General features: G+C 67.5%; 12 protein-coding genes. 2 read left to right on the top strand and 10 right to left on the bottom strand.

The features are described from left to right. Positions 1 to 111: 111 nt before the first annotated feature. From BLT45_RS09815 to prfB, 4 genes are all read right to left on the bottom strand, one after another. A complete protein-coding gene (locus BLT45_RS09815) occupies positions 112 to 2301 on the bottom strand; it encodes an ATP-binding protein (protein WP_093298090.1) in 2190 nt (729 codons plus the stop codon). Between the two features lie 3 nt (positions 2302 to 2304). Next, on the bottom strand, positions 2305 to 3390 hold the full coding sequence (locus BLT45_RS09810; RefSeq protein WP_254771853.1) for a cyclic di-GMP phosphodiesterase response regulator RpfG: 1086 nt from the start codon (positions 3388 to 3390) through the stop codon (positions 2305 to 2307). 411 nt (positions 3391 to 3801) lie between these two features. Further along, positions 3802 to 5313 carry a lysine--tRNA ligase gene (lysS, locus tag BLT45_RS09805; protein WP_093298084.1) on the bottom strand — a complete coding sequence of 504 codons (1512 nt, stop codon included), beginning with the start codon at positions 5311 to 5313 and terminating at the stop codon, positions 3802 to 3804. A gap of 101 nt (positions 5314 to 5414) precedes the next feature. Next, positions 5415 to 6540, bottom strand: a protein-coding gene (gene prfB, locus BLT45_RS09800; RefSeq protein WP_139187980.1) for a peptide chain release factor 2 whose coding sequence is annotated in 2 segments (ribosomal slippage) — positions 5415 to 6464 and positions 6466 to 6540 — 1125 coding nt in all. Because the reading frame shifts where the segments join, the coding sequence is not laid out codon by codon here. Positions 6541 to 6668: 128 nt separating this feature from the next. Here prfB and BLT45_RS09795 point away from each other — a divergent pair. Continuing rightward, positions 6669 to 8576: a tetratricopeptide repeat-containing diguanylate cyclase gene (locus BLT45_RS09795; protein ID WP_093298080.1), complete on the top strand. Its 1908-nt coding sequence runs from the start codon at positions 6669 to 6671 to the stop codon at positions 8574 to 8576. Positions 8577 to 8580: 4 nt separating this feature from the next. Here the strand turns inward: BLT45_RS09795 and BLT45_RS09790 are convergent, their stop codons facing one another. Continuing rightward, positions 8581 to 9465 carry a LytTR family DNA-binding domain-containing protein gene (locus tag BLT45_RS09790; RefSeq protein WP_093298077.1) on the bottom strand — a complete coding sequence of 295 codons (885 nt, stop codon included), beginning with the start codon at positions 9463 to 9465 and terminating at the stop codon, positions 8581 to 8583. A gap of 153 nt (positions 9466 to 9618) precedes the next feature. Here BLT45_RS09790 and BLT45_RS09785 point away from each other — a divergent pair, with 153 nt between their 5' ends. Then, entirely contained in the window at positions 9619 to 10833 is a 1215-nt protein-coding gene (locus tag BLT45_RS09785) for an acyltransferase family protein (RefSeq protein ID WP_093298075.1), read from the top strand. Between the two features lie 4 nt (positions 10834 to 10837). On the opposite strand, the gene recJ is transcribed toward BLT45_RS09785, so the two are convergent. From recJ to BLT45_RS09760, 5 genes are read right to left on the bottom strand one after another with little or no spacing between them, the layout of a single operon-like run. Then, positions 10838 to 12559 carry a single-stranded-DNA-specific exonuclease RecJ gene (recJ, locus tag BLT45_RS09780; RefSeq protein WP_093298072.1) on the bottom strand — a complete coding sequence of 574 codons (1722 nt, stop codon included), beginning with the start codon at positions 12557 to 12559 and terminating at the stop codon, positions 10838 to 10840. Beyond that, the gene (locus BLT45_RS09775) at positions 12556 to 13509 is read right to left on the bottom strand and encodes a phosphoglycerate mutase (protein ID WP_093298069.1); all 954 of its coding nucleotides are present in this window, start codon (positions 13507 to 13509) and stop codon (positions 12556 to 12558) included. The genes recJ and BLT45_RS09775 overlap by 4 nt, the downstream gene beginning before the upstream one ends. A gap of 6 nt (positions 13510 to 13515) precedes the next feature. Then, positions 13516 to 13983, bottom strand: coding sequence for a transcription elongation factor GreA (gene greA, locus BLT45_RS09770; RefSeq protein WP_175455814.1), 468 nt, complete (start codon positions 13981 to 13983; stop codon positions 13516 to 13518). Positions 13984 to 13991: 8 nt separating this feature from the next. Continuing rightward, positions 13992 to 17237 carry a carbamoyl-phosphate synthase large subunit gene (gene carB, locus BLT45_RS09765; protein ID WP_093298063.1) on the bottom strand — a complete coding sequence of 1082 codons (3246 nt, stop codon included), beginning with the start codon at positions 17235 to 17237 and terminating at the stop codon, positions 13992 to 13994. A gap of 18 nt (positions 17238 to 17255) precedes the next feature. Beyond that, positions 17256 to 19154 carry a S9 family peptidase gene (locus tag BLT45_RS09760; protein WP_093298058.1) on the bottom strand — a complete coding sequence of 633 codons (1899 nt, stop codon included), beginning with the start codon at positions 19152 to 19154 and terminating at the stop codon, positions 17256 to 17258. Positions 19155 to 19183 lie beyond the last annotated feature (29 nt).

The following is a 19183-nucleotide window of genomic DNA, read 5'->3' as shown; positions in this document are numbered from 1 at the left end:
GATCGCGCTTCAAGGGCGAGTCCGGATCATCGTACTCGCCTGGGACCCGCCCATCGGGCGGGCCTGCCGCTTCCGTTCCGACCCGTCCCGGAAACCGTCCGGAACGCCGAATCAGGACGAGGAGCCTTCGCCGCCCTTCTCGATCGTGCCACGCACCCGCTGGCGAGCTTCCAGCGCCGCACGACCATGGCTGAGATGCGAGTTCAGCGCTGCCAGGCGGTGACGCCATTCGCGCGTGATCTGCCAGTCGGCCAGCCGCATCATCTCGCCCGCCGCCGCCGCGAGCTTCACCAATCCGAGATTGCTGGCCACGCCCTTCAACGCATGGGCGTGCTCGCGCAGGTGCTCGCCGTCGCCGCGCTCCATCGCGTGCGCCATGGCACCGATACAACCGTCGGCGTCGTTGAGGCACTGCTCGATGAACTCGCGTTCGAACGCATCGCCCATGCCGAGCGCGGTGAGCTCGTCCAGCACGCTGACATCCAGCACGCCGTCGGATACTTCCGCTCGCACGGGGGCGACCGTCGCGGTGGCGGACACGCGCCCGGACGTGGCGATGTCGGCCAACGCATCCAGCAGTCGCGATGCGACCACAGGCTTGGCGAGGAAGGCGCGCGCGCCCGCCTGTTCGCAGCGCTGGATCGATTCGGGCGTGACGTCGGCGCTGAGGATCAGCACCGGCGTGCGGCTGCCGCTGCCGGCCTCCATCACGCGCAGTTGCTTCAACAGGTCGAGGCCGCTCAGCCCCGGCATGTGCAGGTCGCAGATCACGGCGTCGTAGGAGGCCGATTCCAGCGCGTCCAGCACTTCCTCGCCGCCATTCACGCAGGTGATGCGGTGGCCGGCCTTCTGCAGCAGGCGCTGCACGACCATGCGGTTCGCCTCATGGTCGTCAGCGACGAGGATCTGCATGCTGCGCACGCGGGCGCGATGGCGCAGGAACGGATCCGAGAAGGCGATGATGTTCTCGGCGCTGGCCGCGTCGGGCTCTTCCTGCAGCCAGTCCGCGTGCCCCTGGACCGCGGGAACGATGACCCGCTCCGGCACCGCATCGAACGGAAGCTCCACCCAGAAGCAGCTGCCGCGCTGCTCGCTGCTCTCGAACCCGATCGTGCCGCCCATCGCCTCGGTAAGGCCCTTGGCGATCGTCGTGCCGAGACCGGTACCGCCGTAACGGCGCGACAGGCTGACGTCGGCCTGTTCGAACGCCTCGAACAGGCGCTCGCGCAACGCGACGGGCACACCGATGCCGGTGTCGGTCACCGTGAACCGCAGGCGCACGTGCTGGCCGTCGACCAGCGTGGGCGCGACGGTCAGACGCACTTCGCCCTCGTCGGTGAACTTGACCGCGTTGCCCGCGAGGTTCAGCAGCACCTGGCGCAAATGACCCGCGTCGCCGCGCAGCTTGGCCGGAATCGCCTCGTCGACCTGGCCTTCGTAGCGCACCTGCTTGCCGCGCGCCTGTGGCATCAGGATCAGGCCGATGCTGTCGACCAGCTCGCGCAGCGAGAACTCGACCACGTTGAGCTTGACCTTGCCGGCCTCGATGGCGGAGATGTCCAGCACGTCCTCGACCAGGCCCAGCAGGGTCCGGGTGGAGGCCTGGATCGTCGAAAGGCATTCGCGCTGTTCGGTGTCCAGGCGCGTGGTGGCCAGCAGCTCGGACATGCCGGCCAGGCCGTTGAGCGGGGTCCGGAACTCATGGCTCATGTTGGCCAGGAAGCGGCTCTTGGCCTCGTTCGCACGACGCGCTTCGTCGGTGGCGCGGGTCAGGTCGCGCAGCAGGCCCGAGAGGTACATCGGCACGGCGATCAGGCCGAGCACAAGGCCGATGCCCAGCGTCGCATTCGCGCGCCAGTAGTCGTTCATCCACACCACGGCGGCGAACGACGCGCTGGCCATCGTGACGGCGACCACCAGGTAGCGGTTGCCATAACGCAGGCCGTTGCCGACGGTGATCCACATCAGCACGACGTAGGCCCACGACAGCGGCTCGCCCATGCCGTTCATGGCCGCCGCCAGCAGGCCGTAGTCCGCAATCATGCCCAGCCCGCGGCGGACATGGGACTTGCCCGGTTGCACCAGCAGCCAGGCGAAGATGCCCAGGCTGTTGACCAGTCCCGAGGTGATGATGGTCAGGACGATCGTGTATTCGCCGGCCGGCAACGCCGCGCGCGACGAGGGCAGCAGCGCATAGGTCAGGATGATGGAAATCAGCGCGACGCGGATCAGCGCCTGGCCATGCTCGCTGTCACCGCGGTGCGCCAGGCGGGATCGTACCCAGGAGAAGACGTTGGACATGGCTCACTCCATCCCTGGACGGCTCTGCACCGTCGAGTAGCGTTCGCAGATGTCGTCCAAACGCGTCCGCCCGCGGATCAACGCGTCGACACATGCGGGGTCGAACAGGCGGCCACGCTGCGCGTACAGGTAAGCCAGGGCCGCATCCTTCTCCCAGGCCTTCTTGTACGGGCGCGGCGAGATCAGTGCATCGAACACATCCGCCACCGCGACTATCCTTGCTTCCAACGGGATCTCGTCGCCGACGAGGCCATCGGGATAGCCGCTGCCGTCGTAACGCTCGTGGTGGCGCAGGGCGATGATGGCGCCGGCCTGGATGAAGCGGTTCTGGCTGCCGGACAGCAGCTGGTGGCCGATCTTCGGGTGGCGGCGCATGACCTCGGTCTCGTCCTCGGTCAGCGGGCCCGCCTTCATCAACACCGAATCCGGGATGGCGATCTTGCCCATGTCGTGCAGCGGCGCCGCCATCTCGATGGCGCGCACCTCGTCCTCGGGCAGGCCGAGCTGTTCGGCGATGAGGCCCGCGACGTGCGCCATGCGTTCCAGATAGGCGCTGGTGCCGCTGTCGCGGTACTCGATCGCACGGGCCAGGCGCGACAGCGTCTCGCGCTCGCGCTCCTCGACCTCGTGCATGCTGGACAACAGGCGCTGCTCAAGCGACAGGGCGCGCTGCTTGACGTTCTCGGACTGCTGGCGCAGCTGGAGCAGGTTGCGGCAGCGGGCGCGCAGTTCGCGCGGGCGCACCGGCTTGACCAGGAAATCGATGACGCCCGCTTCCAGGGCGGCCTGGCGGATGGGCTCGTCGCCCACCACGGTGATCAGGATGATCGCGATGTCGCGATGCATCGGCAGCCGGCGGAAACGGCGGGCGAACTCCAGCCCGTCCATGCCCGGCATGCGGTAGTCGAGCAGCAGCAGGTCGGTGCGGTTCTTCTCGCACCACTCCAGCGCAGCCAGGGGATCGCCGAAATCGTGGACGGCCAGCTCGGTCGCGATGTCCTCGATGACATGACGCAGCATCGTGCGCGCAGACGTCTGATCGTCGACGATGACGATATTCAAAGCGTTACCCACCCCTTGGGGCCACATCAAGTGGCTGTCGGGCAAGGATACTCCGGTGGCGGCAACGCTCGCATCTAGCATGTCGGCAGTCCAGTTCGACGACGCAGACCCCACAGGGGTCCGAGATCCACGAAGGGAACCGATGCGAATCGCGGGGCCCCCTCCCCCGATCTCTATCGGCGCGGGCGGCCTGAAGTTGACCACCCTGCGCGTAAATCCACGCAGGAAGCGTGCCAGCCGGGGCCAGGGCGTCTTGGGCTGGAACAACGGGACCTCCGTCACGGAATGAGGCCGTTCCGTCCATCCGTGACGGGCGACACACCTGCAGGAGCGGCGGTCCGGCAACGATCCTGCTGCCGGGATGGACCCGCCGCGTCACACCGGCCTGAGCCGATACTGCCCCGGTGCGTCACTATCTTGACGCACCCGGCCTGCCCGTCAACCCTGGCTTTCGGGCCGCATGTAGGGGAACAGCAGCACGTCCCGGATCGAATCCGAGCCTGTCATCAGCATGACCAGGCGGTCGATACCGATACCCAGGCCGCCGGTCGGCGGCAGGCCGACCTCCAGGGCCCGGATGTAGTCGGCATCGAAGTGCATGGCCTCGTCGTCCCCGCCCTCCTTCGCCTGGACCTGGGCCATGAAGCGCGCGGCCTGGTCTTCGGGATCGTTGAGCTCGGAGAAGCCATTGGCCAGCTCCTTGCCGTTGATGAACAGCTCGAAGCGGTCGGTATAGCCCGGCTGGTCGTCATTGGCGCGGGCCAGCGGCGACACCTCGACCGGGTGGTCGGTGATGAAGGTGGGCTGCACCAAAGTGTGTTCCACGGTCTTCTCGAAGATCTCGAGCAGCAGCTTGCCCCAGCCATAAGACGGCTTCACATGGATCTTGAGACGCGCGCAGTGGGCCGCCAGGGCCTCGCGGTCCGTACAGTCGGCCGCACTGATTTCCGGATTGTGGTGGCGCACCGCCTCGTCCATGCGCCAGCGGCGGAACGCCGGCTCCAGGTCGATGTCCTGGCCGTCCCAGGTCACCTGGCCGGTGCCAAGGACCTCATGGGCGACATCCCGGATCACGCCTTCGGTCAGGTCCATGATCTCGGTGTACGTGGCGTAGGCCTCGTACAACTCCAGCATGGTGAACTCGGGATTGTGCCGCGTACTGACGCCTTCGTTGCGGAAGTTGCGGTTGATCTCGTAGACGCGCTCCAGCCCGCCGACGACCAGGCGCTTCAGGTACAGCTCCGGCGCCACGCGCAGGTACAGGTCCAGATCCAGCGCGTTGTGGTGCGTGGTGAAAGGCTTGGCCGCGGCGCCACCGGGGATGTAATGCATCATCGGCGTTTCCACTTCCAGGAAACGCCGCGTGTCCAGCCACTCGCGGATCGCGCGGATGATGCGCGAGCGCTTGATGAAGACATCGCGCGCTTCCGGGGTGACGATCAGGTCCACGTAGCGCTGGCGATAGCGCTGTTCCACGTCGGACAGGCCATGCCACTTGTCCGGCAACGGGCGCAGCGACTTGGTCAGCAGGCGCAGCGCCTCGGCCTTCACCGACAGTTCGCCGGTCCGGGTCCGGGTCAGGCCGCCTTCGACGCCGACGATGTCGCCGATGTCCCAACCCTTGAAGGCGTCGTAGGTGTCGCCCAGCGTGTTGGACTGCAGGAACAGCTGGATGCGCCCGGACTCGTCCTGGATCTGGACGAAGCTGGCCTTGCCCATCACCCGCTTGGCCATCAGCCGGCCGGCCAACTTCACCCGCCGGCCAGCGCCTTCCAGCGCTTCGACCGTCCACAGGTCGGCGTCGCCGTACTGGGTCTGCAGGTCGCCGGCGTAATCGCTGCGGCGGAAGTCGTTGGGGAACGCGATGCCCTGCCCGCGCAGGGCCGTCAGTTTGGCGCGACGCTCGGCGATGAGGCTGTTCTCGTCCTGCGGGGCCGTTTGGTCTGTCATCGGGTTGTGTCGGGTTCTGGAGCGTGGGAGCGACGTGAGTCGCGGGCTTTTTTCGACGGCCGTTCGCGACGTGCATGGCTCCCACAGGGGGAGCGGCCGCATCAGGCGTCGATGCGTTTGGCGCCGGCTTCCAGGCCGGACTTCAGGCTGGCCTCGACGAACTCGTCCAGGTCGCCATCCAGCACCTTCTGGGTATCCGAGCGCTCGATACCGGTACGCAGGTCCTTGATGCGGCTCTGGTCCAGCACGTAGTTGCGGATCTGGCTGCCCCAACCGATGTCGGACTTGGTCGCTTCCACCGCGTCGCGCTCGGCGTTGCGCTTCTGGATCTCGAGCTCGTACAGCTTCGCGGCCAGCATCTTCATCGCATTGTCGCGGTTCTGGTGCTGGCTGCGACCGGTCTGGCAGGCCACCACGATGCCGGTCGGCACGTGGGTGATGCGCACCGCAGATTCGGTCTTGTTGACGTGCTGGCCGCCGGCGCCCGAAGAGCGGTACACGTCGGTCTTGAGGTCAGCCGGATTGATGTCGATGTCGATGTTGTCGTCGACTTCCGGCGACACGAACACCGAGGTGAAGCTGGTGTGGCGCCGGTTGTCCGAGTCGAACGGTGATTTCCGCACCAGGCGGTGCACGCCGGTCTCGGTCTTCAGCCATCCGTAGGCGAAGTCGCCTTCCACGCGCAGCGTCGCCGACTTGATGCCGGCCACGTCGCCACCGCTGGCCTCCATCAGTTCGGTCTTCCAGCCGCGCGACTCGCACCAGCGCAGGTACATGCGCAGCAGGATTTCCGCCCAGTCCTGGGCCTCCGTGCCGCCGGCACCCGCCTGGATGTCGACGAAGGCGTTGGAGCTGTCCATCTTGCCGGAGAACATCCGCTGGAATTCCAGCTTGCCCACGTGCACGGCATAGCGCTCGACATCGGCCACCACGGCCTGCGCGGTGTCCTCGTCGTTCTCCATCTCGGCGAGTTCCAGCAGCTCGGAGCCGCCGGTCAGACCTTCCTCGATATCGCGGATACCGTTGACGGTCTTGTCCAGGAGCGAGCGCTCGCGGCCCAGTTGCTGGGCGTAGTCCGGGTTGTTCCAGATGTCCGGGCTTTCCAGCTCGCGGTTTACTTCTTCCAGGCGCTCGCGCTTGGCATCGTAGTCAAAGATACCCCCGGAGCGAGGCCAGCCTGTCCTGCAGGTCGGCGATGCGCTGGCGGATGGGGTTGAGCTCGATCATGGTGCGTATGAACGGGGGACGGAATCGGCCGGCAAGGATACCAGAGCCCGGCGCCGCGCCGGCCGGAAGCGTTTCCGGAACAGGAATTGCATGGAGATGCATGCCCCTGCCCCGAGTCGCCGCCGGTCATGTCCACCCCCGCCTCGTCCCGTTCCCCGCTATCCGCCCTGCTTGGCCTGGCGATGCTGGTCACCCTGCCCTCGTCTGCGGCACCCCCGCCGGACGACCGTGCCGCTCAGGTGGGCCTGTGCCTGAAGCTGCGGCGCGACGAACCCGTGAAGGCAGTCGCGCTCGCGCATCGCCTGCTGCAGGCGACCGACCTGTCGCTCGAGGACGAACTGAAGACGCTCAGCTGCCTCGGCATCGCCGCCGGCCTGAGCGGCGAACCGGAACAGGCGCTGATCGCCGCCGAGCGCATGGAGCGCCGCGTGGGCGAGCGCCCCGACCTCACCCCCGACCTGAAGATGCGCGCCTATTCGCAGGCCGGTTCCATCTACCAGGGCGCCGGGCAGATCCACAGTGCGGAGGCGGCCTACCTGCGTGCGTACGAAGTGTCGTCGCGGCTGGATGCCCACGATGCCGCACTGGTGCAGGCGGCCACGCTGACCAACATCGGACTGATCCACGCCGACTACCTGGATTCGCCCGACGTGGCGGACGAGTACTACCGCAAGGCGCTGGCCATCGCCGAGACGGTGGATCTGAAGGATCCGCTCATCCTCCACAACCACGCGCTGAACCTGATCTCGCTGGGCCGCAATACCGAAGCCATGGGCGTCATCACCCAAGGCGAAGCCATGGCCAAGGCCAAGCAGTCGCACGCCGTGCTGGACCGCCTGCACGCCGAGCGCGCCGGCCTCTGGATCCAGCAGGGCAAGCGTATCCAGGCCAAACCGCTGCTCGACGCCGCGATCCGCTCGCAGGAGGCCAGCCAGGATTTCCCGGGACTCGCCGGCTCGCTGGCGAAGCGCTCCATCCTGCAGCGCCAGTCGGGCGACGCACCCGGCGCGCTGGAGACCGCGCGACGCGCGTGGAGCTTGGTCGAGGGCCAGCCGCAGCCCCAGAAGCAGCGTGAAGTGCTGCTGGCGTGGATGGCCGCACATGCGGCGCTGGGCCAGTCGGACCAGGCGCTCGCCGTCGGTGCGCGCCTGCATGCGCTGGAGATGAGCTCGCTGAAGCAGCAACGCCTCGAGTTGCTGGCCGACCTGCAGGCACGCAGCGAGAGCGCGGATGCCCAGCGCGAACTCGAACAGATGCGCCACGACGCGCAGATCAGCGCCCTGAACGACGACAAGGCCGCACTGGTGCGCCGGGCCGGCGGCGCCCTGCTCGGGCTGCTCGTGGTCGCAGGTGTCGGCTTCGGCCTGCTGCAACGGCGCAAGAACCGCCAGCTGCGCGCCGTCAGCGCGACCGATCCGCTCACCGGCCTGCGCAACCGTCGCGCCGCCGGCGACGCCCTGCAAGCGATGTCCGCGCAACGCGCATCGCCCGGCATGCGCCACGTGCTGTTCCTGATCGACATCGACCATTTCAAGAAGGTCAACGACAGCTTCGGCCACCACGCCGGCGACGACGTGCTGGTGGACATCGCCGACGCCTTGCGCGGGCTCTGCCGGCCGGGCGACGTCATCGCCCGCTGGGGCGGCGAGGAGTTCCTGATGGCCTGCCCCGACCTGACTGCCGCGCAGGCATGCACGGTCGCCGCGCGCCTCCACGAGCGCCTGGGCGGGGCCCGCGAACTCGCCCCGGGCCGCGCCTGGGACCTCACCGTGTCGCTGGGTTTCGCACCGTTCCCGTTCTTCGAAGAAGGGCGCGAGGGCTGGGAATACGCCATCCGCCTCGCCGACCGCGCGCTCTACGCCGCCAAGGACCCTCGCAATGCCTGGGCCGGCCTGTGGGGACGTTCGCTGCCCGAAGGCTCCAGTGCCGCCGCCGTGCTGGAGGAACCGGAGAACGCCGTGCGCAGCGGCAACGTGGACCTGATGGCGAGCTACGCCATCGAACGCCTGCCCAAGGCCGTGCTGCGCGCCGCGTAAGCGGCTAGGCCGGTTCCGCGCCGGTGCGCGCGCGCAGGTCCTGCCGGTAGCGCCGGCTGCACGGAAGCGTCGTGCCATCGCGCAGGTGCACGCGCGCATCGCCGGTTTCCAGCGGCTCGATGGACGCCACGTGGTCCAGCGCCACCACGTAGCTGCGATGGATGCGGGCGAAGCGCCGGGGATCCAGCCGGGCCTCGATGCCGGCGATGGTGCTGCGCAGCGGATAGTCATGCCCGCGCACGCGCAGGTTGACGTAGTTGCCGGCTGCCTGCAGCCACTCGATGTCGTTGGCCGCGACCAGGAACTCGCGCCCCAGCTTGCGGATCAGGAAGCGCTCCGGCCGGTCCACCGGCTCCAGCGCGGGGCCTTCGTCCGGCTCGGTTAGCAGGCTGGCCTCGCCCTGCCAGCGGCGCAGCAGCAGGCGGTAGGCTTCGATCGTCAACACGATGTAGGCGAAGCTGCGGATGTCCTTCAGGTATTCGTAGAAGAGTTCACGCGGCCAGGGACCGAAGTCATAGCTCATCCCCTGCGTCCGGTAGGCCAACATCCGCAATGCCACCATCCCCACCACGTGGACGAGGCAGACCACGAGGCTGGCCCCGGCATACCGCAGGAGCTGCCGCCGCCAGTCGCCCCATTGGAACGGGTAGCGCCGGGTGAACCAGACCATGCCCGGAATGATCACCAGCACCCACATGAGCGCACTGCTGGTTTCCCACACCGCAGGCTCCCAGGCCTGCACCGTGGAGTCGCCGCGCCGCAGTTCCATGAGCGTGGTGATGCTGTTGGCGACGCAGTTCGCGCCGGTGAGCGCGATCCAGAATCCCGCCTCCGCGATCCGCCTCCAGGGCAGATAGCGCTCGTACGTCAGTGAGGCGGGTTCCGTCATGCGCGCATTCTAGCCCCGGCCTGCGCACCCTCCTCCGCGATTCGTCCCCGTATCCCGCCACTGGACCCAAACCCGCCGCGGCGCGTCCCTTCGTCATGGCCGCGGACATGGCGTCGGGCGACGCTGACGCCATCGCACGAGAAGGAATCCCCGATGCAACGTCGTCACGATCTGGACTGGGTCCGCGTATGCGCCTTCGGCGTGCTCGTGCTGTACCACGTGGGCATGTACTACGTGACCTGGGACTGGCACGTGAAGAGCCCGGCGGCCAGCGACACGCTGGAACCCTTCATGCTGCTCAGCTCGCCGTGGCGGCTGGCGCTGCTGTTCCTGGTGTCGGGCGCGGCGACCGCGTTCCTGCTGGAGAAGGCCCGGGACGCGGCCACCGCGGGCGGCGTCCGGACGCGCTTCCTCGGCAGCCGCTCATGGCGGCTGCTGCTGCCGCTGGTGTTCGGCATGCTGGTGATCGTCCCGCCGCAGTCGTATTACGAAGTGGTGGAGCAACTGCCGGGCGGCTACCACGCGGGCTACCTGGCGTTCTATGCCCGCTACCTGGCTGGCTACGACGGTTTCTGCGATGCGGACGGGTGCCTGGACATGCCTACCTGGAACCATCTCTGGTTCGTCGCCTACCTCTGGGTGTACACCGTGGTGCTATGGCTGCTCTGGCGTGTGGCGCCACGCGCCCTGGAGGCCGCCGCACGTGGCCTCGACAAGGGGCTGGAAGGTATCGGCGTGCTGGTATGGCCCACGCTGTTCCTCGGACTGGTGCGCATCCTGCTGGTCGGTCGCTTCGAACAGACGCACGCACTGGTCGACGACTGGTACAACCATGCGCAGTACTTCAGTGTGTTCCTGCTGGGCTTCCTGATCGCACGAAGCGAGGCCGTGTGGGCCGCAATGGCCCGGATGCGCTGGGCCGCCCTGCTGCTCTGGCTTGGCAGTTGGGCGGGCCTGATCGCGTATTTCGTCCGCTTCGCCGATGGGCAGCCGCCCGAACTGCTCCGGACCGCCATGCGTATGGTCTGGGGACTGGACCAGTGGTGCGCGATCGTCGCGGTGCTCGGCTTCGCCCGCCACTGGAATCCCGGCGACAGCCGCGTGCTCCGTTACCTTGTGCCGGCCGTGTTCCCGGTCTACATCCTGCACCAGACAGTCACCGTTGTAGTCGCCCACCATCTGAAGCCGCTGGCGATCCCGCCGCTGGCAGAAGGCCTGCTGCTGGTGTTCGTCACCTTCGCCGCCTGCTTCGCGGGCTATGAAGTCGTACGCCGGATCGCCTGGCTGCGACCGCTGTTCGGCCTGAAGCGCACGGTCCGCGGGCGGACCGATGGCGCGCCGGCGATGGCGAGCTCCAGCGAGGCGTGAGGACTCAGTCCGCGGCCTGCCAGTGGCGGATCAGCAACTGGATGCCACGACGGTTCTGCCAGTCGTCGGTGTCCAGCTGGTAGGCCGCATGGATGCGGGTCGGCGGTGCCTGGTCCTGCCACCCGTTGAAGTGGATCGCGTTCAGCGGCGCGGCATGACCGGGCAGGCGCAACGAGAACTTCAGGTGCTTCTCCCCCAGCACGCGCCAGTCGAGCACGTCGAAACAGCCATCGAACACCGGCTCGGGAAATCCCTGCCCCCACGGCCCCGCGCCGCGCAACGCTTCGGCGTGGGCGCGATCCAGCTCATCCGTCTGCAACTCGCCATCGCTCAACAGCACTTCCTGCAGCATGGCCTCGTCGAGCAGCCTCGACGCCTGCGCATGGAACGCCTCGCGGAATGCGGGAAGCGCGCTGTCGTCCAGCGACAGCCCGGCCGCCATCGCATGACCGCCGAAGCGCTGCATCAGCCCGGGCTGCGCGGCGTCGATCGCGGCCAGCGCGTCGCGGATATGGAAGCCGGGGATGGAACGCGCGGAACCCCGCAGCGTCGTGCTGCCGGGTTCGGCGGGCGCGAACGCGATCACCGGGCGATGCAGGCGCTCCTTGATCTTCGACGCCACCAGCCCGACCACGCCGGGATGCCAGTCGGGGTCGAACAGGCACGGCGCGAGCGGCACCTCGTCCTCGGCATCGATACGGGCGAGCGCGGCATGCGCCTCGTCCACCATCTGCTGCTGCACGCCCCGGCGTTCGGCGTTGATGCCGTCCAGCACACGCGCCATCTCGTCGGCCTGGGTGGCGTCGTCGGTGAGCAGGCAGGCGATGCCCAGCGCCATGTCCTCCAGCCGCCCCGCGGCATTCAGGCGCGGCGCGATGGCGAAACCGATGTCCGATGCCGTCAGCCGTGCCGGCTCGCGACCGGCGACGCGCACCAGCGCCTGCAGGCCCGCACACCCCTGGCCCGCGCGCAGGCGGCGCAGGCCGGCGCCGACGAGCGCACGGTTGTTCGCATCCAGCGGCACGAGATCGGCCACCGTGCCTACGGCGACGAGATCGAGCAGCGAGGTCAGGTCCGGTTCGGAGCCTTCGAAGGCGCCGCGTTCGCGCAGCACGCGGCGCAAGGCGAGCAGCACGTAGAACATGACCCCCACGCCTGCCAACATCTTGCTGGGAAACGGATCGCCGCGCAGATTGGGATTGACGATGGCGTCTGCCGGCGGCAAGGCGTCGCCGGGCAGATGATGATCCGTCACCAGCACCTGCCAGCCCCGCGACTTCGCCGCGGCGATGCCCGCGTGGCAGGCGATGCCGTGGTCGACGGTGACGAGCAGGTCGGGCTTCAGCGCGTCCAGCTCCTCCACCAACGACGGCGACAGGCCGTAGCCATGGACGATGCGGTTGGGCACGGCCGGCGTGACCCGCCGCGCGCCCAACAGGCAGAGGCCACGGACACCGACCGCGCACGCCGTGGCGCCGTCGCAATCGAAGTCGCCGACGATGACGATGTGACGGCTCTCCGCGATGGCATCGGCGAGCAGCGTGGTCGCAGCGTCGAGGCCGCCGAGCAGGTCGGGAGGAAGAAGCTGCGCCAGCCTGGGCTGGGCCTGCTCCATCGAACAGGCGCCCCGGGCTTCGTAGACACGCTGCAGCAACAGCGGCACGGTCGCGGGCCAGGTGCCGGCCGCGCCTGCGTCGCGCCGACGGATCCGCGCGGCGGACCTCATGCGGGCACGTGATCGGGGCGCGCCGTATCCAGGCGCGTCAACGCGCGACGCCAGATTCGCCAGCGCTGGTCGCGGCGCAGCACGAACAGGGCGCCGTCTTCGAAATCCAGCGTCAGCGTGTCCAGCTCGCCCTTGCGCACCGCGTCCTGCAGCGGACGCAGCGCGTCGCGGCACAGCAGGTCCAGGTTGCGCAGATGGCGCAGGTCGATGAGTGCATCCACGCCGCCCTCGCCATCGGCATGGCTCGCGTCGACGCCGGCGGCCTGCGCCAGCGCCTGCAGCAGGATGTCGTTGCCTTTCACCTGGCGGAACCCGGTGCGCACGACATCCGGCAGCGTGCCCGCGCCCCAGAACCACAGCGAATTCACCGGCGGCTTGCCCTGCGCCACACGCTGGGCGTTCCACGGATGGTTGTGCAGCAGCACCTGCGCTTCGCTCAGCAATGCGCGCCAGCGCCGGCCGGGATCGCCGTGCGGGAGATGGGCGAAGAGGTCGTCGCCCAGCACATCGTCCACCGGCGTGAATTCGGGCAGCTGCGCTTCCAACGGCAGCCGCAGGTACCAGCGCGCCGGGTGCGGCGCATCGAGCAGCATGCCGGCGTCGCCGAACAGGGGTTTGAGCACGGGCAGCAGGGCCGCCGTGTCTTCCGCGGACAGGCCCAGCGATTCGCCGTGCGCCAGCATCCGCGCACCGGTCATGTCCGGCGACACGCGTGCGGGATCCGCGCGCAGCCAGCGGGCGCCGGCCGCGTCGCCGGCATCGCGCTGGCGGGTCAGTGCAGCGATCGGCCAATGGTCCGGCACCAGCTGGAACTGCCGACGCAGCTGCGCGCGCTCGCCCGCCTCCACGTCGCTCCTGTCGCTGCGGCCCAGCGCACGCGCCACGTCGTCGGGCAGCGCCTGCCCGACAAGGCGGGTGCGCGCGGGCAGCAGCAGGGTGGCCTGGGCCATCGTGGCTCAGTCGTCGCTGTACGAGACGCCGACGATTTCGTATTCGCGCTGGCCGGCCGGCGCGTCGATGGTGACCGAGTCGCCTTCGTGCTTGCCGATCAGGGCGCGGGCCAGCGGCGAGGAAATCGCGATCAGGCCAAGCTTGATGTCCGCCTCCAGGTCGCCGACGACCTGGTAGCGCTTCTCTTCGTCGGTATCCACGTCGGCCAGCACCACCTTGGCGCCGAACACGATGCGCGAACCGGCGTTGAGCTTGCTGACGTCGATGACTTCGGAGTGCGACAGTTCGCCCTCCAGCTGTTTGATGCGGCCTTCGATGAAGCCCTGCTGTTCGCGGGCGGCGTGGTACTCGGCGTTCTCCTTCAGGTCGCCGTGCGCACGCGCTTCCGCGATGGCCGCGATCACTTCGGGACGCTTGACCGTCTTCAGCAGGTCCAGTTCCTGGCGCAGGCGCTGGGCGCCCTGCATCGTCAATGGGGCTCTCACCCTTGAAGCTCCTTGTGCAGTTCCTGCAACGCCAGCACCGGGCCCGTGCCGCGGTATTCCAGCGAATGCACCAGCGCCTTGGCGCCGGCGACGGTGGTTGAATAGGTAACGCGGTGCTGCAGGGCCTCGCGCCGGATCGAGAAGGAGTCGGCGATGGCCTGGCGTCCTTCCGTGGTGTTGACGATATACACGATTTCGCCGTTCTTGATCAGGTCCACCACGTGCGGACGGCCTTCCAGCACCTTGTTGATCTGGGTGCATTCGATGCCGTGCTCACGCAGCCACGCGGCGGTGCCGGCGGTGGCGACGATGGAGTACCCGCGGCCGACCAGCTCCTGGGCCACCGGCAGCACGCGCTTCTTGTCCGGGTCGCGCACCGAGATGAACACCTTGCCCACCGGCGGCGCCTTGATGCCGCCGGCTTCCTGCGCGCGCGCCATGGCCGCGCCGAAGCTGCGACCCACGCCCATCACTTCGCCGGTGGAACGCATCTCCGGCCCGAGGATCGGGTCCACGCCCTGGAACTTGGCGAACGGGAAGATTGCTTCCTTCACCGAGTAGTAGTCCGGCACGATCTCCTTCGTCGCGCCCTGCCCGGCCAGCGTCTTGCCGGCCATGCAACGCGCTGCGATCTTCGCCAGCGGCATGCCGGTGGCCTTGGAGACGAACGGCACGGTGCGCGAGGCGCGCGGGTTCACTTCCAGCAGGTAGACGATGTCGTCGCTACCGTCCTCGCTCGCCTGGATGGCGAACTGGGTGTTCATCAGGCCGACGACCTTCAGGGCCTTGGCCAGTTCGACTACCTGGCGACGCAGCTCGTCCTGCGTCTTCGCCGACAGCGAGTACGGCGGCAGCGAGCACGAGGAATCGCCGGAATGCACGCCGGCCTCCTCGATGTGCTCCATCACGCCGCCGATCAGGACGTTGCCTTCGGCGTCGGCGATGATGTCCACGTCCACTTCGACGGCGTTGTCGAGGAAGCGATCCAGCAGCACCGGCGAGTCGTTGGAGACTTTCACCGCGTCGCGCACGTAGCGGGCCAGGTCGGATTCGCCATAAACGATTTCCATCGCGCGGCCACCCAGCACGTACGACGGGCGCACGACCAGCGGATAGCCGATCTCGCGGGCCAGCAGCAGGGCTTCCTGGTCGTTGCGGGCGATGCGGTTCGGCGGCTGCTTCAGGCCGAGCTTGTCGACCAGTTGCTGGAAGCGCTCGCGGTCTTCGGCCAGGTCGATGGAATCCGGGCTGGTGCCGATGACCGGCACGCCGTTGGCCTCCAGCGCACGCGCGAGCTTCAGCGGGGTCTGGCCGCCGTACTGCACGATGACGCCCTTCGGCTGCTCGAGTTCCACGATCTCCAGCACGTCTTCCAGTGTCAGCGGCTCGAAGTACAGGCGGTCGGAGGTGTCGTAATCGGTGGAGACGGTTTCCGGGTTGCAGTTGACCATGATGGTCTCGAACCCGTCCTCGCGCAGCGCGAGCGCCGCGTGCACGCAGCAATAGTCGAACTCGATGCCCTGGCCGATGCGGTTGGGACCACCGCCGAGGATCATGATCTTCTCGCGGCCGGTTGGGTGCGCCTCGCACTCGTCCTCGTAGGTCGAGTACAGGTAGGCGGTGCTGGTGGCGAACTCGGCGGCGCACGAGTCCACGCGCTTGTACACCGGTTTCACGCCCAGCGCCTTGCGCAGCACGCGCACGGCGGCCTCGTCGGTGCCGGCCAGCTGGGCCAGGCGCGCGTCGGAGAAGCCCATCCGCTTCAGGCGGCGCATGCGCGCCTTGTCGAGCGAGCCGAGGCCATCGGTGGCGAGCTGCTGCTCGGCCGCGATGATCTCTTCCATCTGGTCGAGGAACCAGGGATCGATGAAGGACAGCGCATGCACCTGCTCTACCGTCATGCCGGCACGGAACGCATCGGCGACGTAGAACAGGCGTTCCGGACCCGGCGCCTTCAGCTCGCGACGCAGCTTCGCCAGGTCGTCCTCATCAGCCAGGTTCAGGCCGGTCGGGTCGAGGCCGACCTTGCCGGTCTCCAGACCGCGCAGCGCCTTCTGCAGCGATTCCTGGAAGGTGCGACCCATCGCCATCACCTCACCCACCGACTTCATCTGGGTGGTGAGGCGGGCGTCGGCCTGCGGGAACTTCTCGAACGCGAAGCGCGGGATCTTGGTGACGACGTAATCGATGGCCGGCTCGAACGAGGCCGGCGTCTTGCCGCCGGTGATCTCGTTCTTCAGTTCATCCAGCGTGTAACCCACGGCGAGCTTGGCCGCGACCTTGGCGATCGGGAAGCCGGTGGCCTTCGAGGCCAGGGCCGACGAACGCGACACGCGCGGATTCATCTCGATGACGACGACGCGACCGGTCTGCGCATTGATGCCGAACTGCACGTTCGAGCCGCCGGTGTCCACACCGATCTTGCGCAGCACGGCGATGGAGGCATCGCGCAGGCGCTGGTATTCCTTGTCGGTCAGCGTCTGCGCCGGGGCAACGGTGATGCTGTCGCCGGTATGCACGCCCATCGGGTCGAGGTTCTCGATGGAGCAGACGATGATGCAGTTGTCCGCGGTGTCGCGGACCACTTCCATCTCGAACTCCTTCCAGCCCAGTACCGACTCTTCCACCAGCACTTCGGTGGTCGGCGACAATTCCAGGCCGCGGGTGACGATGTCGACCAGTTCCTCGCGGTTGTAGGCGATGCCGCCGCCGCTGCCGCCCAGGGTGAAGCTGGGGCGGATGATGGTCGGATAACCGACGCGGGTCTGGATCTCCAGCGCCTCTTCCAGCGTGTGGGCGACGGCGGCCTTCGGGCACTCCAGGCCGATCTCGCCCATCGCCACGCGGAACAGCTCGCGGTCTTCGGCCATGCGGATGGCGTCGCGCTTGGCGCCGATCAGCTCGACGCCGTACTTCTCGAGCACCCCGTTGTCGGCCAGGTCCAGGGCGCAGTTCAACGCCGTCTGCCCACCCATGGTGGGCAGCAGCGCATCGGGCTTCTCCTTGGCGATGATCTTCTCGACCGTCTGCCAGTTGATCGGCTCGATGTAGACCGCGTCCGCCATCTCCGGGTCGGTCATGATGGTCGCGGGGTTGCTGTTGACCAGCACCACCCGATACCCCTCCTCGCGCAACGCCTTGCACGCCTGGGCGCCGGAATAATCGAATTCGCAGGCCTGGCCGATGACGATCGGGCCTGCACCGATGATCAGGATGGTTTTGAGGTCGTTGCGCTTGGGCATGGGGGACTGCTTCCAGGGTTACTGGGCCGCGGCGGTCTGCGCCTTGGGCCCGATGTACTTGTCAAAGAACGCCAGCATCTTGGTGTAGAGGTTGACGTTGTTCTGCAGGTCGCGGAATCCGTGCGCTTCCTTCTTCTCCACGATCACGTCTTCCGGCTTCTTGCCGACCTTGGCCAGCTGCGAGATCAGGAAATGCATGTTCTTGATCGGCACGCGCACGTCCTTCTCGCCGTGCACCAGCAGGATCGGGGCCTTGATGCGCTCCACGCCGAACGCCGGCGACTGCGCCATGCGCTCGGCCGCCGTCGGCGGATACACGTCCTTCAGGTAGTTGCGGCCGCTCTCGTGGCCCATGAAGTCCGCATCGCGTTGGGCGTCGAGGTCGTACACGCCCACGTAGCCGACGGTGCAGCGGTACAGGTCCGGCTCGCGCACGACGCTCATCAGCGCCGCGTAGCCGCCGTAGGACGCACCGTAGATGCACACACGGTTCGGATCCGCGATGCCCTGCGCGATCGCCCACTTGACCGAATCGGTCAGGTCGTCCTGCATCGTGGTGCCCCACTTGCGGTAACCCATGCCTTCGAAGGCATTGCCGTAACCGCCCGAACCGCGATAGTTGATCTGCAGGACGGCGTAGCCACGGTTTGCGAACAACTGGACCTCGGGGTTGAAACCCCAATCGTCGCGCGGACCGTGCGGACCGCCATGCGGATTGATGATCAGCGGCAGCTTCTTGCCGTCGCTGTCCTTCGGGATGGTGATGTAGCCGTGCAGCTCCAGGCCGTCGCGGGCCTTCACCACGATGGGCTTCATCGGCGACATTTCCGCCGGCTTGATCCAATCCCGGCTGGCGGTCAGAAACTGCGCCTGACCGGTCTGCCGATCAAACAGGTAGGCCTCCGAGGGCTGCGTGTCCGAATAGACCCGCATCATCAGGTAGCGACCGTCATCCGAGGGGCGCTGGAAAACCACCGCCTTGCCCGGGAATGCTTTGGCCAGCCCCGCGTAAACCTTGGTTTCCGGATGTTCGGGCGCGATCCAGTCCCAATAAGGCACGCCATCTTCGTACCAGACGCCGAGCAGGGTCTTCTCGTCGCTGCTCCACAGGTAGCCCGAGGGGCTTACCGTCCCGTTGCTGGACACCGGCGTTTCCTTGCGGGAATCCACGTCGAGCAGGACGATCGTCTCCGGCTTGCCCTTCTCGCCCTTGGCCATGTAAACGCGTTGGTTCTGCGCGTCGAAACCCAGCGGGAAGTAGGTGGCGCCGTTGCGTTCGCTTTCATGGACCAGGGTCCACTTGTCGCCGTCGCGCCGATACGTGACATTGCGACCGTCGTTCATGGCACCTGCGACGAAGCGGACCTTGCGGTCGTGGTCCACCAGGAAGCTGCCCTGCTCGACCGGAGCATTCGCCACCGTGGTGATGCGACCGTTGTTCACGTTGAGTTTGAACAGGAAGGACGTCTCGACGGAACGCTCGACCAGGATCGTGTCCGGATCCTCCGGCGTCAGGTCCACGACGCTGTAGGTGTTGCCGTTCGGGATGTCCATCCGGCCCGTGCCGTCGAAGTTGGCGGCGTACAGGTCGCCGCGGGCCGTTTCGAAATCGAACCGCCCGGTCTTGAACGTCACGAAGAAGAGCAGTCGCGTGTTGTTGGCCCAGAAGACCTGGCGGAAATGACGGTTCTCGCCGTAGTCGAACTTGCCGACGATCGCCTGGTCGGCGACGCGCACGATCGCCAGCAGCGTGCGATCAGCCTGCGGCACGTTGACCGCCATGTGCTTGCCGTCGGGCGACAGCGCGACCGACGTGAATTGCGGATCCTTGAAGAAGTCCTGGATCGGTATCTCGCGCGCGAAGCCCTGCAACGGCAGCAAGGCCAGCAGCAACAGCAGACGGACCATCATTTTCATCTTCCACTCCCTGAGATGGGGCGGCGTCC

Source organism: Pseudoxanthomonas sp. CF385 (assembly GCF_900104255.1).
Classification (GTDB): Bacteria; Pseudomonadota; Gammaproteobacteria; order Xanthomonadales; family Xanthomonadaceae; genus Pseudoxanthomonas_A.
This window is presented reverse-complemented; position numbering and strand designations above follow the sequence as displayed.

Bases quoted from the DNA above. Each gene is read 5' to 3' on its own strand.
- BLT45_RS09815 (WP_093298090.1), bottom strand. From the start codon at position 2,301: ATGTCCAACGTCTTCTCCTGGGTACGATCCCGCCTGGCGCACCGCGGT.
- carB (WP_093298063.1), bottom strand. From the start codon at position 17,237: ATGCCCAAGCGCAACGACCTCAAAACCATCCTGATCATCGGTGCAGGC.
- BLT45_RS09795 (WP_093298080.1), top strand. From the start codon at position 6,669: ATGTCCACCCCCGCCTCGTCCCGTTCCCCGCTATCCGCCCTGCTTGGC.
- BLT45_RS09790 (WP_093298077.1), bottom strand. From the start codon at position 9,465: ATGACGGAACCCGCCTCACTGACGTACGAGCGCTATCTGCCCTGGAGG.
- BLT45_RS09810 (WP_254771853.1), bottom strand. From the start codon at position 3,390: ATGTGGCCCCAAGGGGTGGGTAACGCTTTGAATATCGTCATCGTCGAC.
- BLT45_RS09785 (WP_093298075.1), top strand. From the start codon at position 9,619: ATGCAACGTCGTCACGATCTGGACTGGGTCCGCGTATGCGCCTTCGGC.
- lysS (WP_093298084.1), bottom strand. From the start codon at position 5,313: ATGACAGACCAAACGGCCCCGCAGGACGAGAACAGCCTCATCGCCGAG.
- recJ (WP_093298072.1), bottom strand. From the start codon at position 12,559: ATGAGGTCCGCCGCGCGGATCCGTCGGCGCGACGCAGGCGCGGCCGGC.
- BLT45_RS09775 (WP_093298069.1), bottom strand. From the start codon at position 13,509: ATGGCCCAGGCCACCCTGCTGCTGCCCGCGCGCACCCGCCTTGTCGGG.
- BLT45_RS09760 (WP_093298058.1), bottom strand. From the start codon at position 19,154: ATGAAAATGATGGTCCGTCTGCTGTTGCTGCTGGCCTTGCTGCCGTTG.